The sequence below is a fragment of the Tabrizicola aquatica genome (assembly GCF_002900975.1).
Classification (GTDB): Bacteria; Pseudomonadota; Alphaproteobacteria; order Rhodobacterales; family Rhodobacteraceae; genus Tabrizicola; species Tabrizicola aquatica.
Genome location: NZ_PJON01000001.1, coordinates 406,127 through 420,821 on the forward strand (window position 1 = coordinate 406,127; position 14,695 = coordinate 420,821).

Below are 14,695 nucleotides of genomic sequence, written 5' to 3' on the forward strand. Positions count from 1 at the left end.
ACGAGAAAATTTGGCACGAATGAAAATTTTGCGCCTTGACGATCAGGGGGACACAACCAGCGATTTCGCCCTGTGGGCGGGGCGTGGATGTGGACAGGTCTGGGGACAGACTTCGCACGGTTTGTGAAGATCGGCGGATTTGCAAGGAATGCGGCCCGGTTGCGGGGCAAGCCTGAAACCCGACCGGGGACGGGAAAACCCCCGGGGACGCGATTCTACCGGGCGGGGGCGGTGCCCGGCGCGCGGGCGGCGGGGCGGTTGATCAAGACGATGCCGGCCCCAACCAGAGCCGACGCGAGGAGAATCGCCCAAGTGATGGATTCGCCAAAGATTAACGCGCCCATGGCCAGGGCCAGGATCGGCGTCAGGAACGAGAAGGACGCCACGGTGGCCGAAGGATAGACCGACATCAGCCAAAGCCAGGTGATGAAGCCCCCCGCCACCACGACCGAGGACTGGAACAAAAGCCCGGCAAGGTGGACCCAGGTCAGCTCACGCACCAAGGGCCCGAACAGGGGTGCCAGCAGCAGCAGGAGCGGGGCCGAGACCAGCACCATCCAGAACAGCTGCATCTCTGGCCCCTCGGCCCGCATCACCGGGCGGCGCGCGACATAGGCCGTCAGCGCCCAGCCCCAGGACGCGCCAAGCGCGCAGAGATCGCCGATCAGGCTGGCCTCGCCGGTGGCGGGGCGCGACAGGATCGCGGTGGCGCATCCGGCAAAGGCCAGCGCAAGGCCAGTGGCCTTGAGCGGCGTGATCCGCTCGCCCAGGCCGAAATGCGCCAGGATCGCGAACCAGACCGGCATCGAATACATGATGATGGAGGCGCGGCCGACGGTGGTCAGGTCCAGGGCAAGGAACAGGAACAGGAATTCGGCCGCAAACACGGCACCGATCAGCAGGCCGGGACCAAGCGAGGCCCGACTCAGATGCGGCGGTCGGCGCTTCCAGACCAGCCAGGCCCAGACGAACAGCACGGCAAGGGCCGAGCGCAGGCCGGCGAAGAACACGGGTTGCAGGCCGGTGTTCACCAGCTTGATCAGGATCTGGTTGAAGGCCAGAAGGGCCGTCACCCCCAAAAGCGCCGCCCCCCCGAAGGCATCAAGCCGGTCCTTGCGCATCGCGGTCTCTCCTGTCGCTGGTCGGGGTTGTGGCACGGGCGGTGCTGCGGCGGCAAGCGGGGGAGGGTGGGTGAGTCACCCACCTTCGGCCGGGGTCTATCCGGGAAACCGCGCTGCGGTCAGGGTGATGAAGGTGCGGACGGTCTCCAGCCCCGCGGCCTCTTTCGCGCGCAGCAGGTCGATCACCCGGTGACGCGTCGCGTCGGCATGGGCCAGGTCGTCCAGGCCATAGGCGACGCCGAACTCGGCCACCGGATGCTCGCGCACCCAGTCCTGCCGCGAGGGGTAGAGGCCCGGCACCACCACGCTGCGGCAGCCGCAGATGGCGGCGTATTGCGAGTAGAAGCTGGCCTCGTCATAGGAATAGAACACCTCGCAGCGGTTGAAGATCGCGGCGATTTCCTCGTGCGGCAGCCCGTCGATCTGGATCGCGCCCTCGGTCTGCGGGATGCGGGGCTTCTGGTCGCCCTTGCGCACCAGGAAGCAGGCCCCCTTGCGGTCGGTGCGCCCTTCGTCGCGGTAGGCGGGGTTCACCGCCCAGAGAAAGAGGTCCGGCGCGCCGCCGGTCAGGTCGGGCAGGTCCGACATCTCGCCGGCGCGGAAGAACATCTCGTCGGGGCCGAACTGGTAGGGATCGCGCAGGCCGGGCCGGTAGAGGAGCCAGCGGACAACGTGGCGGGCCTTCAAGGGGTTGCCCAGCACGATCTCGGGGTAGACGACGATGCTGTCGCGCGTCAGCTGGGCAGGGGTGGCGACGGGGGTGTCCAGCGCGGGCGAGGTTGCAAAGGCGGGCGGGCGCCACAGCCGAGAGGGTCGGCGCAGCAGGTCGCGCGCCCGGTCCAGCAGCTGATGGCGCGCCCGCTGTCGGATCGGCCAGAGTGCTGCCGGCGCGCCCAGCCGGTTCAGCGCATGGACCAGCTGGTGCAGGAAGATCGCGCCGCCCTGGTCGGGGCTGTAGGGTGGGGCCACCACCAGGTAGCGGGGGTTCATTTCTCGGCGGACGCGGTTTCAGATGCCAGATACTCGGCTTCAAGCTTGAGCATGTCCTGGCGCCGGTCCTTCAACTTCTTGGCTGGTGAACCTGCAAGAATTGTCCACGGCGGACAAGACTTCATGACAAGCGAACATGCGCCGACAGCGGAACCGTCGCCGAGTTCCACACCGGGGCAAATCGTGCAGTTCGTCGCGATAAGGACATGCCTGCCAATACGGATTGCGGCGCGGGTCACATGCGTGAAGCGGGCCGGTACGGTTGGGTTGGTCAGGAAAGCCCCTGAGTAATCGTCAGACTGGGCGAATACCGATCCGTGATAGGCGAGCGCCGAGAAATCATCGAAAACGATCCCCGGAGTGCCCCCGGCGACCAGGCAAAGGGGCGCGATATGGACATTCCGTCCGATTTCAACCTTGCCCGACACCACGCAGAAATCATCGATCCGGCTGTTGTCGCCGATCCGCATCTGATCTGCGTTGTATATGGATGCCTTGTCCGAGATGCGCACATTCTTGCCGAGATAGGCAAACCCCATCGCCTCAAGTGCTTCCTGACTTAGATACGCCATCGGTTTTCCTTCAGGTGTTGTCGGCGCGCAGCCAATCCCGCGCCGCCCGGATGATCTGGTCCACGCCCTCGTCCGTCAGCGCTTGGAACATCGGCAGCCGGACCAGCCGGGCCGAGATGTCGTCGGTCACCGGCAGCGCGCCCGCCGCCCGGCCATAGCGCAGCCCGGCAGGGGCCGAGTGCAGCGGGACATAGTGGAACGGGGTGATGATCCCCTGGCCGCGCATATGGGCGATGAAGGCGTCGCGGTCCTCGATGTCGCGCAGAAGGAGGTAGAACATGTGGCCGTTGCCGGTGACGCCGGGCGGCACATGGGGCAGGCGCAGGCGTCCGGTGTCCTCCATCTCGGCAAAGCCGGTGGCATAGTGGTCGAAGATCGCCAGCCTGCGGGCGCGGATCATCTCGGCATGGTCAAGCTGGCCGGACAGGAAGGCGGCGATCAGCTCGCCCGGCAGGTAGGACGAGCCAAGGTCGACCCAGGTGTACTTGTCGACCTGCCCGCGCAGGAAGCGCGAGCGGTTGGTGCCCTTTTCGCGGATGATCTCGGCCCGTTCGACCAGGTCGGGGCGCATCAGCGTCAGTGCGCCACCCTCGCCGCTGATGATGTTCTTGGTCTCGTGGAAGCTGAAGGCGGCCATGTCGCCCAAGCTTCCCGCCGGGCGGCCGTGCAGGGTAGAGCCAAGCGCCTGGGCCGCATCCTCGACCAAAAGCAGCCCGTGTTCGCGGGCGGTCTGCGCCAGCTGGTCCATCGCGGCGGGAAAGCCCGCGTAGTGGACGGCGAAGATCGCCTTGGTGCGGGCCGTCACGGCGCGGGCCGTGGCCACGGGGTCAAGGTTCAGCGTCGCGGGGTCGATGTCGACAAAGACCGGCACCGCGCCGCGCAAGGCGACGGCGTTGGCGGTCGAGACGAAGGTGAAAGAGGGCATGATGACCTCATCCCCCGGTGCAAGGTCGCACAGCAGCGCCGCCATCTCCAACGCGGCGGTGCAGGAATGGGTCAGAAGTGCCGCCTTTGCCCCGGTCATCTCGACGATGCGCTGGTTGCAGGCGCGGGTGAAGGCCCCGTCGCCGGAAAGCTGGCCCAGGTCGACGGCTTCCTGCAGGTTGACAAGTTCGCGGCCCAGGATCGAGGGACGGTTGAATGGTATCTTCGCCAAGATCGACCGCCACCCATAACTCATACGCGCCTGTCCCCAGCTATCACAACCGACAGCGGAATGGTCAAGGCCGGTCCCGTCAGGGCGGCGACGGTCGGCCGGGCGACCGCCGGGCTGGTGGTGGGCAGGCGTGTGCGGGCCTAGCCGAAATGCCGGGCGACGAGTTGCGTCAGCTTGCGGTGCAGCGGCAGGGTCCGGTGCCGGATGTGGATGGCGGCAAAGACCGGCTGGCGCAGGGCCGGAGCATCCGCCACGGCCATGAACCGCGGGGCGGCGATCAGGTCCTGCGCCGTCTTTTCCAGCACATAGCCCGACCCGCCCATCGCCGTCAGCAGCGAGACGACCGAGCCCGATTGGCCCACCGAGACGGGCGAGGCGGCAAGGTCGGGGGTGGTCTGGCGGTGCATCTCCTCGAAGGCCGGGGAGAAATGGGCAAAGACGAAGCGGTTCGCGCGGACTTCGGCCAGATGCGGGGTGTCGGTCGAGATCATCCGGTACGTCACCTCGCCCACGCTGTCGAAATGCAGGTCGGGGTGCGGCTTGGGGCTGAACATGACCGCAAAGTCCAGGATGCCGGTCAAGAGGTCGGCGCACATCTGGTTGGAATAATCCGGCTCGACGTAGAAGGCAGTTTCGGGAAAGGCGGCGCGGAACTCGGCCACCCAGTCGCCCAGGTAGACGGCGGCAAGGTCGTTCTGGATGCCGAGGCGAAGAAGTTGCGCCGCCCCCTGCGGGATCTGGATGCGGCGCTTGGCCTCGTTCCATTCATGGCGCAGGGCGCGGGCATGGGGTTCGAAGCGCTTGCCCTCGGGCGTGAGGTCGGTTCCGGCGCGGGAGCGGTCGAAAAGGCGCTGGCCGACCGCTTGCTCCAAGGCGGAGACGCGGGCCGAGACGGTGGACTGGGTGATCCGCAAACGCTCGGCCGTGCGGTGGAAGCTGCGGCTTTCCGCAAGGTCGAGGAAGGTGTCGAGGAGGTCGATCTGCATGGGCGGGCCGTTGCGTTTGTGGCAGACCCCGGGGGCGCTTCGCCCCCCGGACCCCCAGAGGATATTTGCGGACAGAAAATGGACAGTGATCGGGTTTGTCGATCAATAGCCCGGTTCTGGCCGAATTGAAAGCGGGTGCATTGCAGCGGATAGTGTCGCCAAGTCAGGGAGGCGGCGATGGCGGAATTTGCGTCTGCACGGGTGGTCATCATCGGGGGCGGGGCGGTCGGGGCCTCGGCCTTGTATCACCTGGCCAAGGCGGGCTGGACCGATGCGCTGCTGCTGGAAAAGAACGAGCTGACGGCAGGGTCGACCTGGCATGCGGCGGGCAACGTGCCGACGTTCTCGTCGTCCTGGTCGATCATGAACATGCAGCGCTATTCGGCGGGCCTTTACCGGGGCCTGGGCGAGGCGGTCGGGTATCCGATGAATTATCATGTCACCGGGTCGGTCCGCCTGGGACACTCGAAGGAGCGGTTGCAGGAGTTCAAGCGCGTTGTCGGGATGGGGCGCTATCAGGGGATGGACCTGGATATCCTGGCGCCGGACGAGATCACCTCGCGCTATCCGTTCGTGGAGACGCATGACCTGAGGGGGGCGCTGTATGATCCCTATGACGGCGACATCGACCCGGCGCAGCTGACGCAGGCGCTGGCGACCGGGGCGCGCAAGCTGGGGGCGCGGATCGAGCGGTTCTGCCCGGTGACGGCGGCGCGCTGGACGGGGTCGGAGTGGGTTCTGTCGACGCCGAAGGGCGAGGTGCGGGCCGAGTATGTGGTGAACGCGGGCGGTTATTATGCCGCGCAGGTCGGCGCGATGTTCGGGCGCCGGGTGCCGATGATGGTGATGAGCCACCAGTACATGCTGTTCGACACCATCCCCGCGCTGGAGGCCTGGACCAAGGAGACGGGCCACAAGCTGCCTTTGCTGCGGGATGTGGATTCCAGCTACTACCTGCGGCAGGAGAAGATGGGCTTCAACCTGGGGCCATACGAGAACCCCTGCCGCGCGCATTGGGCGACGCCGGACGATCCGATGCCGGAGGATTTCAGCTTCCAGCTGTTCCCCGACGATCTGGAGCGGCTGGAGTGGCATATCAACGACGCGATGGCGCGGGTGCCACTGCTCGCGCAGGCGAACCTGACCAAGGTGATCAATGGGCCGATCCCCTATACGCCGGATGGCAACCCCCTCATCGGGCCGATGCCCGGCGTGCCGAATGCGTTCGAGGCCTGCGTCTTTACCTTCGGCATCTGCCAGGCGGGCGGCGCGGGGAAGGTGCTGGCGGAATGGGTGACCGAGGGCGGGACCGAATGGGACATGTGGTCCTGCGACCCGCGCCGTTTCAACGGCTGGGAGGATCACGACTATCTGGTCGCCAAGGGGATGGAGGTCTATGGCCACGAATACGGGATGCATTTCCCGATGGCGCGCTGGCCTGCGGGGGCGGACCGGAAGCTCTCGCCGGTCCATGACCGACTGAAGGCGCTGGGCGCGCAATTCTCGCCCTATAACGGCTGGGAGCGGGCGGAATGGTTCGCCGCCCCTGGCGACGACACCGGCTGGGAGGCGACGCAGACCTGGGGCCGCGCGGGCCCGTGGGAGGCGCGGATCAAGGCCGAGTGCGAGGCGGTGCGGGATGGGGTCGGGGTCCTGGACCTGCCGGGCTTCACGCGGCTGCGGCTGGTCGGGCCGGGCGCGCGGGCGCATCTGGCCAGCCTGACCGCGTCGAAACTGCCGCAGCCGGGGCGGATGGGGCTGATCTACTTTGCCGATGACCGGGGCCGGATCGTCACCGAGATGACCTGCCTGCCGTTCAGCGACGAGGATGTGGGCGTCATCACCGCTGCCGTCGCGCAAGGCCACGACGCCGACATCCTGCGCAAGGGCCTGCCCGAGGGTGTCACGCTGGAGGACTGGTCGGACAAGATCCACTGTTTCATCGTCACCGGCCCCAAGGCGCGGGATCTTCTGGCGGGGATCAGTGAGGCCGACCTGACGCTGCCCTGGCTCTCGGTCCAGTATTTCGCCAAGGTCGCGGGCAAGGACGTGGCGCTGGTGCGCGTGTCCTTTGCCGGAGAGCTTGGCTGGGAAATCCACTGTGACCGGGGGGATGCTGCGCATATCTACGACGCGCTTTTGGCTGGGGGGGCCAAGCCCTTTGGGATGAAAGCGCTGAATTCCATGCGCATCGAGAAGGGCTACCGCGCCTGGAAGGGCGATCTGTCCACCGACTATTCGCTGCTGGAAGGCGGGTTGGAGCGGTTCATCGACTGGGGGCATGATTTCCCGGGCAAGGCGGCCCTGGCGGCGGAAAAGCAGCGTGGGGTGAAGAAGCGGTTCGTGTCGTTGAAGGTCGAAGCGGGGGAGTGTGACGCGCCCTATATGTCGACGCTGTGGCATGCGGGTCAGGTCGTCGGCGAGACGACCTCGGGCGCCTGGGGTTACCGCGTGGGGCATTCAATGGCGCTGGGCATGCTGCGGGCGGACCTGGCGGTGGCGGGGACCGAGGTCGAGGTGGAAATCTTCGGCGAGCGGGTCAAGGCTACGATTCTGTCGGACGGTCCGGCCTGGGACGCGAAGAACGAGCGCATCCGCGCGTGACGGGCGGCGGACCGGGGGCCAGCCCCCGGACCCCCGGGATATTTTTGGACAGAAAATGAGGCTGGGTGGTGGCTGATATACCGACGAAAGCGCGGGCGGTGGTGATCGGGGGCGGGGTCTCGGGCTGTTCGGTGGCCTATCATCTGGCCAAGGCGGGCTGGACCGATGTGGTGCTTCTGGAGCGGAGGAAGCTGACCTCTGGCACCACCTGGCATGCGGCGGGGCTGATCGGGCAATTGCGCGGGTCGGCGAACATGACCCGGTTGGCGAAGTACTCGGCGGATTTGTATCGTGGGTTGGAGGCCGAAACCGGGGTCGCCACCGGGATGAAGCAGGTCGGCTCGATCTCGGTCGCGCTGACGGCAGAACGGCATGAGGAGTTGCTGCGGCAGGCCACCGTCGCGCGGATTTTCGATGTCGAGGTGCATGAGATCTCGCCGGGTGAGGTGAAGGCGCGCTATCCGCAGCTGAACGTCTCGGACGTGGTGGGGGCGGTGGCCCTGCCTCTGGACGGGCAGTGCGACCCGGCGAATATCGCGATGGCGCTGGCCAAGGGCGCGCGGATGCGGGGCGCGAAGGTCTTTGAGGGCGCGCTGGTGACGAAGGTCACGACGTCGGCGGGCCGCGTGACCGGGGTGGACTATGAGACCGCCGAGGGGCCGGGTCATATCGCGGCCGATGTGATCGTCAACTGCGGCGGGATGTGGGGCCGCGATCTGGCCGCGCAGAACGGGGTGACGCTGCCCCTGCACGCCTGCGAACACTTCTACCTTGTCACCGAACCCGTTGACGGGCTGAAGGATTTGCCGGTCCTGCGGGTGCCGGACGAATGCGCCTATTACAAGCAGGATGCCGGCAAGATGATGCTGGGGGCCTTCGAGCCCAAGGCCAAGCCCTGGGGCATGGACGGCATCCGCAAGGATTTTGAATTCGACACGCTGCCCGAGGATTGGGACCACTTCATGCCCATCCTGGAACACGCGATGAACCGGATGCCGCTGTTCCAGACCGCGGGCATCCACACCTTCTTCAACGGCCCCGAAAGCTTTACCCCCGACGACCGCTACTACCTGGGCGAGGCGCCCGAGGTGCGTGGCTATTGGATCGCGGCTGGATACAATTCCATCGGCATCGTCAGTTCGGGCGGCGCGGGGCAGGCGCTGGCGCATTGGATCACCGAAGGCGAGCCGCCCTTCGATCTGTGGGAAGTCGACATCCGCCGCGCGCAGCCGTTCCAGAAGAACCGCCGCTACCTGAAAGAGCGGGTGACCGAGACCTTGGGCCTTCTCTACGCCGACCACTTCCCCTATCGGCAAGTCGTCACCTCGCGCGGCGTCCGCCGTTCGCCGATCTATGAGCATCTGAAGGCGCGCGGCGCGGTCTTTGGCGAGGTCGCGGGCTGGGAACGCGCGAACTGGTTCGCGAATGAGGGGCAGGAGCGGGAGTATCGCTACTCCTGGAAACGGCAGAACTGGTTCGAGAACCAGCGTGCCGAGCATATGGCCGTGCGCACCGGCGTTGGGCTGTTCGACATGACCAGCTTCGGCAAGATCCGGGTCGAGGGGCGCGACGCTTGCGCTTTCCTGAACCGCATCTGCTCGGCGCAGATGGATGTGGACCCGGGGCGGATCGTTTATACGATGTTCCTGAATGATCGCGGGGGGATAGAGGCCGACCTTACCGTGACGCGCCTGTCAGAGACCGCCTATCTGGCGGTGGTGCCGGGGGCGACCTTGCAACGCAATCTGGCCTGGATGCGGGCGCATGTCGGCGAGGACTTTGCCGTCATCACCGATGTGACGGCGGCGGAATCGGTGCTGTGCCTGATGGGGCCGCAGTCGCGCGAGGTTCTGGCCAAGGTCTCGCCGAACGACTTCAGCAATGTGGTGCATCCCTTTGGTCGAGCTAGGGAAATCGAGATTGGCATGGGCCTCGCCCGGGCGCATCGGGTGACCTATGTCGGCGAGCTGGGCTGGGAGCTTTATGTCAGTGCCGACCAGACGGCCCATGTCTTCGAGGCCTTGATGGAGGCCGCGCCTGAGGTGAAGCTGTGCGGGTTGCACACGCTGGATTCCTGCCGGATCGAGAAGGCGTACCGCCATTGGGGCCATGACATCACGGATGAGGATCACGTGCTGGAGGCGGGGCTGGGCTTCACCGTCAGCCGCAAGAAACCTGGCTTCCTGGGCCGCGAGGCGGTGTTGCGCAAGGCGGAGGCGGGGCTGGACCGCAGGATGGTCCAGTTCCGGCTGACGGACCCCGAGCCGCTTCTGTTCCACAACGAAGCCATTGTGCGCGATGGGAAAATCGTCGGGCCAGTGACCAGCGGCAACTATGGGCATTTCCTGGGCGGGGCGGTCGGGATGGGCTATGTGCCGGCCAAGGGGCAGACGGACGCCGATATCCTTGGCGCGCGCTATGAGATCGAGGTGGCGGGCCAGCGGCATGAGGCAGTCGCCTCGCTGGTGCCGATGCATGACCCCAACTCGGACCGGGTGCGCGCATGAGGCTGGACCAGCGGCATCAGGCCTTCCACGACCTGCACCAGGCGGGGTGTTTCGTCATCCCGAACCCCTGGGACCGGGGCAGCGCGCGGATGATGGCGGCGCTGGGGGCCAAGGCGCTGGCAACCAGTTCGGCCGCGCATGCCTTTACGCTGGGCCGGCCCGATCTGGGCGGCGTCAGCCGGGACGAGGCACTGGCCCATGCGCAGGACCTGCTGGCGGCGACGGACCTGCCGGTCTCGGGCGATTTCGAGAACGGGTTTGGCGACAGCCCCGACGCGGTGGCCGAGACCGTGCGGCTGGCGGGCGAGGCGGGCCTGTCCGGGATCAGCGTCGAGGATACGCAGATGATCCCCGGCAATGCGCCCTATGCCTTTGATCTGGCGGTGGAACGTATCCGGGCCGGGGCCGCGGCCGCGCGGGCCCTGGGCCGCCCCTTGATCTTTTGCGCCCGCGCCGATGGCGTGATGCATGGCACCTATGACCTGGCCGAGGGCATCCGCCGCCTGCAGGCCTTTGAGCGCGCGGGGGCGGACCTTCTTTACCTTCCGGTGCCGCCGGGTCGCGCGGAACTGGCGCAGGTGCTGGCTTCGGTCACCAAGCCGGTGAATGCGCTGGCGGCGGGACCGCTGAAGCGGTTGACCGTTGCTGATCTGGCAACAATGGGCGTGCGCCGCATCTCGACCGGCAGCCAGATCGCCCGCCTGACCCATGCTGCCATCCGCGATGCCACGGTGGCGATGCTGGACCACGGCCATTTCGACCCGCTTGCCGGCACCGCCAGCGGCGAGGACATCGACGCACTTCTCCTCAAGGGAACTCCCAAATGACCGAAATCGGCGATATCTGCGAACCCGCCCGCAACCGCCGCTCGGGCGGCCGGACCGCCCGCGTCGCACTGCGGGCCGCCCCCCTGGCCGACGATGTGAAGCCGGTTCGTCCCGGCCTGCCCGGCGGTCAGTACAAACCCCTGTCCGAGGCAGGCGTCCAGCAGATCCACGCCGCCGCGCTGGACGCGCTGGAAGAGATCGGCCTGTCCCAAGCCCCCCCGTCAGGCGTGAAGCTGCTGACCGAGGCCGGCGCGATCCTGGGCGATGACGGCCGCATCCGTTTCCCCCGCGCGCTGGTCGAGGACATGCTGGCCATCGCCGCGCGCAACATCACCCTGCATGCCCGCGACCCCAGGCAGGACCTGCACCTGTCCGGCACGAACGTGCATTACGGCACGGCGGGGGCGGCGGTGCATATCGTCGACCCGGTCACGCTGGAGTATCGCGACAGCACCGCGCAGGATCTGTATGACGCGGCCCGCCTCGTCGACAATCTGGACAACATCCATTTCTACCAGCGAACGATGGTCTGCCGCGACATCGCCGACAACAAGGAGATGGACCTTAACACCCTGTACGGCAGTCTGTCGGGGACGACGAAGCATGTCGGCACCTCGTTCTCGGACCCGTCGCATGTCGCGGACTGTTTCGAGATGCTGCACATGGTGGCAGGGGGCGAGGAAAAGTGGCTGGAGCGGCCGTTTGTCAGCAACTCCAACTGCTTTGTCGTCCCGCCGATGAAGTTCGCCGAAGAAAGCTGCATCACGATGGAGGATTGCATCCGTCGCGGGATGCCGATGCTGCTTCTCAGCGCGGGGCAGGCCGGGGCGACCGCGCCCGCGCCGATCGCGCTGACCATCGTGCAGGCGGTGGCCGAATGTCTGGCCGGGGTCGTCTACGTCAACGCGATCAAGCCCGGCGCGCCGGCGATCTTTGGCACCTGGCCGTTCGTCAGCGACCTGCGCACCGGCGCCATGTCGGGCGGCAGCGCCGAGCAGGCGCTGCTGACGGCAGGCTGCGCGCAGATGCACCGGTTCTACGACCTGCCGGGGGGCGCGGCCTCGGGGATCAGCGACTCGAAGCTTCCCGACATGCAGGCGGGATGGGAACAGGGGATCACCAACGCGCTGGCGGGCCTCGCCGGCCTGAACATGTGCTATGAGGCGGTGGGCATGCATGCCAGCTTGCTGGGCTTTTGCCTGGAAAGCCTGGTCCTGGGCGACGACCTGCTGGGCCAGACCATGCGGCTGGTGCGCGGGATCGACGTGACGCCGGATTCGACCAGCCTGGATGCGATGAAAGAGGTCTGCCTGGGCGGGCCAGGGCATTATCTGGGGTCAGACCAGACGCTGAAGCTGATGCAGACCGAATACATCTATCCCAATGTCGGCAACCGCATGTCGCCGAAGGAATGGAACGAGGCGGGGAAGCCGTTGCTCCTTGACACTGCCATCGCGCGCAAGAACTCTATCCTTGCCAAAGCGGGCAGCCGGATCGATCCCGAGATCGACCGCGCCATCCGAGCCCGCTTCAACATCTACTTCAAGTGAGGTCGCAATGATCCCCGCCAACATGCTGAAATTCTACATCAATGGTCAGTGGGTCGACCCGATCTCGCAAAACCGGATGGGCGTCGAGAACCCCGCCACCGAGGAAATCGTCTGCGAAGTTGCCATGGGCAATGCTCAGGACGCCGACCGCGCGATCCTGGCGGCGCGTGCGGCGTTCGACGGCTGGACCTACCGCCCCGCGGCCGAGCGCATCGCGGTGGTGAAGCGGATCCTGGAAATCTACAACGAACGGTACGAGGACTTTGCCCAGGTCATGTCGACCGAAATGGGCGCGCCGATCACCTGGGCGCGCAACGCCCAAGCCTGGGCCGGCCAGGTCCATTTCGAGGCGACGATCAAGGCGGGCGAGGAGTTTGCCTGGGAATACAGCCGCGGCACCACCCGGATCGTGCATGAGGGGATCGGCGTCTGCTCCTTGATCACGCCGTGGAACTGGCCGATGAACCAGATCGCCTGCAAGGTCGCCCCGGCGCTGATCGCGGGCTGCACCATGGTGCTGAAACCGTCGGAAATCGCGCCGCTGTCGGGCACGCTCTTCGCGCAGGTCTGCCATGACGCAGGGGTGCCGGCGGGGGTGTTCAACCTGGTCCACGGCGCCGGCCCCGAGGTTGGCGCGCGCATGTCGGAACATCCCGAGGTGGATATGGTCAGCTTCACCGGCTCGACCCGCGCCGGGACCGCGATTGCCGCCGCCGCCGCGCCGACGGTGAAGCGCGTGGCGCAGGAACTGGGCGGCAAGTCCCCCAACATCATCCTGCCCAACGCCAACATCGCCGAGGCGGTGGCCGCCGGCGTCACCGCGGTCATGTCGAACACCGGCCAGTCCTGCGACGCGCCGACCCGGATGCTGGTCCCCCGCGCCCGCCAGGCCGAGGCGCTGGCCGCCGCGAAGGAGGCCGCCGACAAGATCAAGGTCGGCGATCCGCGCGACGAGGGCACCGAAATGGGGCCGCTGATCTCGAAGCTGCAGTTCGACAAGGTGCAGCGCCTGATCCAGGCCGGGATCGACGAGGGCGCGACGCTGGTCACCGGCGGGGTGGGCCGGCCTGCCGACCTGAACCGCGGCTGGTTCGTGCGGCCCACGGTCTTTGGCGACGTGGTCAACAGCATGACCATTTCCAAGGAAGAGATCTTCGGCCCAGTGCTGGCGATCCAGCCCTATGACAGCATCGAGGATGCGATCGCCCAAGCCAACGACACGGTCTATGGCCTGGCCGCCTATATCGCCGGCCCGGTCGAGGATGCCAAACCCGTGGCCCGCCGCCTGCGCGCGGGGACGGTGAACCTGAACTACCCGGACTGGGACACCTCGGCCCCCTTCGGCGGCTACAAGCAGTCGGGCAACGGTCGCGAGTATGCCGACTGGGGCATCCACGACTTTTGCGAAGTGAAGGGCATCGTCGGCTACGGCGAGGCGTAAGAGACCGATTTTTCGCAGAAAAATCGTTCACGGGGGGATCATGCGTTACGGATACATCGGCCTGGGCAATCTGGGCGGCCACATCGCGGCCAGCCTTCTGAAGGCGGGCCATCAGGTCACGGTCTATGACCGCAACCCCGCCCTGGCCGAGCGGCATCGGGAGATGGGGGCCACCGTCGCCGCCTCGGTCTCGGCCCTGGCCGAGGCGGTGGATCATGTCTTTACCTGCCTGCCCAGCCCCGCTGTCTCGGAGGCGGTGCTGGCCGAGTTGATGACCGGGCTGAAACCCGGCGCGACCTGGATCGAGAACTCTACCCTGTCGCGGGAAGATGTGCTGCGGCTGGCAGGGTTGGCGCGGACCGGCAAGATCAGGCTGCTGGAGGCCCCGGTGACCGGCGGGGTCCATCTGGCGGCGCGGGGCGAGATCACGGTGCTTCTGGGCGGGGACCAGGACCTGATCGACCTGCACCGCCCGGCGCTGTCGGTGATCGGCAACCGGATGTTCCATATGGGCCCCCTGGGGTCGGCGGCGATCATCAAGGTCATCACCAACATGCTGGCCTTCATCCATCTTAAAGCCACCTCCGAGGCGCTGATGCTGGCCAAGCGCGGCGGGCTGGACCTGGGGCAGGCCTGGCATGCGATCCAGGCCAGTTCCGGCAACAGCTTCGTGCATGAAACCGAAGGCGCGCTGATCCTGAACGGGTCCTACGACATCGCCTTCTCGGTCGACCTGGCGCTGAAGGACCTGGGCTTTGCCCTGGGCTTCGGCAAGGAATTCGGCGTGCCGCTGGACCTCGCCTCGATCACGAACCAGACCTATATCGCGGCGAAGGCGGCCTTTGGCGGCGAGGCGCAGTCGCCGATGATCGCCAAGCTGCTGGAGGACCTTCTGGGCACCGACCTTCGCGCCGCTGGCTTCCCCGCCCGGCTGGAGTGAC

11 protein-coding genes are annotated in these 14,695 nt (G+C 66.7%); 6 read left to right on the forward strand and 5 right to left on the reverse strand.

The window, feature by feature from the left end; all coding sequences use genetic code 11:
- Positions 1-215: 215 nt before the first annotated feature.
- From CXR42_RS01945 to CXR42_RS01965, 5 genes are all read right to left on the reverse strand, one after another.
- Positions 216-1,121: a DMT family transporter gene (locus CXR42_RS01945; protein WP_103255827.1), complete on the reverse strand. Its 906-nt coding sequence runs from the start codon at positions 1,119-1,121 to the stop codon at positions 216-218.
- Positions 1,122-1,217: 96 nt separating this feature from the next.
- A complete protein-coding gene (locus CXR42_RS01950) occupies positions 1,218-2,111 on the reverse strand; it encodes a hypothetical protein (protein ID WP_103255828.1) in 894 nt (297 codons plus the stop codon).
- Positions 2,108-2,683, reverse strand: a complete 576-nt coding sequence (locus CXR42_RS01955) for an acyltransferase (protein WP_103255829.1) — start codon at positions 2,681-2,683, stop codon at positions 2,108-2,110. The genes CXR42_RS01950 and CXR42_RS01955 overlap by 4 nt, the downstream gene beginning before the upstream one ends.
- A 10-nt stretch (positions 2,684-2,693) precedes the next feature.
- Positions 2,694-3,839: a dTDP-4-amino-4,6-dideoxygalactose transaminase gene (gene rffA, locus CXR42_RS01960; RefSeq protein WP_219727913.1), complete on the reverse strand. Its 1,146-nt coding sequence runs from the start codon at positions 3,837-3,839 to the stop codon at positions 2,694-2,696.
- A 140-nt stretch (positions 3,840-3,979) separates the two neighbouring features.
- The gene (locus CXR42_RS01965; protein ID WP_103255831.1) at positions 3,980-4,825 is read right to left on the reverse strand and encodes a LysR family transcriptional regulator; all 846 of its coding nucleotides are present in this window, start codon (positions 4,823-4,825) and stop codon (positions 3,980-3,982) included.
- Between the two features lie 177 nt (positions 4,826-5,002).
- Between CXR42_RS01965 and CXR42_RS01970 the strand changes: the two genes are divergently transcribed.
- The 6 genes from CXR42_RS01970 to CXR42_RS01995 all read left to right on the forward strand — a co-directional run bounded on the left by CXR42_RS01970 (position 5,003) and on the right by CXR42_RS01995 (position 14,694).
- Complete coding sequence (locus CXR42_RS01970; protein ID WP_103255832.1) at positions 5,003-7,429, forward strand: GcvT family protein; 2,427 nt, start codon at positions 5,003-5,005, stop codon at positions 7,427-7,429.
- A 68-nt stretch (positions 7,430-7,497) separates the two neighbouring features.
- Complete coding sequence (locus CXR42_RS01975; protein WP_103256975.1) at positions 7,498-9,936, forward strand: GcvT family protein; 2,439 nt, start codon at positions 7,498-7,500, stop codon at positions 9,934-9,936.
- On the forward strand, positions 9,933-10,763 hold the full coding sequence (locus CXR42_RS01980) for an isocitrate lyase/PEP mutase family protein (protein WP_103255833.1): 831 nt from the start codon (positions 9,933-9,935) through the stop codon (positions 10,761-10,763). The genes CXR42_RS01975 and CXR42_RS01980 overlap by 4 nt, the downstream gene beginning before the upstream one ends.
- The gene (locus CXR42_RS01985; RefSeq protein ID WP_103255834.1) at positions 10,760-12,313 is read left to right on the forward strand and encodes a trimethylamine methyltransferase family protein; all 1,554 of its coding nucleotides are present in this window, start codon (positions 10,760-10,762) and stop codon (positions 12,311-12,313) included. The genes CXR42_RS01980 and CXR42_RS01985 overlap by 4 nt, the downstream gene beginning before the upstream one ends.
- A gap of 7 nt (positions 12,314-12,320) precedes the next feature.
- A complete protein-coding gene (locus tag CXR42_RS01990) occupies positions 12,321-13,754 on the forward strand; it encodes an aldehyde dehydrogenase family protein (protein WP_103255835.1) in 1,434 nt (477 codons plus the stop codon).
- Positions 13,755-13,794: 40 nt separating this feature from the next.
- Positions 13,795-14,694 (forward strand): NAD(P)-dependent oxidoreductase, encoded by a 900-nt coding sequence (locus CXR42_RS01995; RefSeq protein ID WP_103255836.1) that lies wholly within the window; start codon positions 13,795-13,797, stop codon positions 14,692-14,694.
- Position 14,695 lies beyond the last annotated feature (1 nt).

Excerpts from the sequence above, each read along its gene's own strand:
- CXR42_RS01945 (WP_103255827.1), bottom strand. The coding sequence starts at position 1,121 with ATGCGCAAGGACCGGCTTGATGCCTTCGGGGGGGCGGCGCTTTTGGGG.
- CXR42_RS01950 (WP_103255828.1), bottom strand. The coding sequence starts at position 2,111 with ATGAACCCCCGCTACCTGGTGGTGGCCCCACCCTACAGCCCCGACCAG.
- CXR42_RS01955 (WP_103255829.1), bottom strand. The coding sequence starts at position 2,683 with ATGGCGTATCTAAGTCAGGAAGCACTTGAGGCGATGGGGTTTGCCTAT.
- CXR42_RS01965 (WP_103255831.1), bottom strand. The coding sequence starts at position 4,825 with ATGCAGATCGACCTCCTCGACACCTTCCTCGACCTTGCGGAAAGCCGC.
- CXR42_RS01970 (WP_103255832.1), top strand. The coding sequence starts at position 5,003 with ATGGCGGAATTTGCGTCTGCACGGGTGGTCATCATCGGGGGCGGGGCG.
- CXR42_RS01980 (WP_103255833.1), top strand. The coding sequence starts at position 9,933 with ATGAGGCTGGACCAGCGGCATCAGGCCTTCCACGACCTGCACCAGGCG.
- CXR42_RS01985 (WP_103255834.1), top strand. The coding sequence starts at position 10,760 with ATGACCGAAATCGGCGATATCTGCGAACCCGCCCGCAACCGCCGCTCG.
- CXR42_RS01990 (WP_103255835.1), top strand. The coding sequence starts at position 12,321 with ATGATCCCCGCCAACATGCTGAAATTCTACATCAATGGTCAGTGGGTC.
- CXR42_RS01995 (WP_103255836.1), top strand. The coding sequence starts at position 13,795 with ATGCGTTACGGATACATCGGCCTGGGCAATCTGGGCGGCCACATCGCG.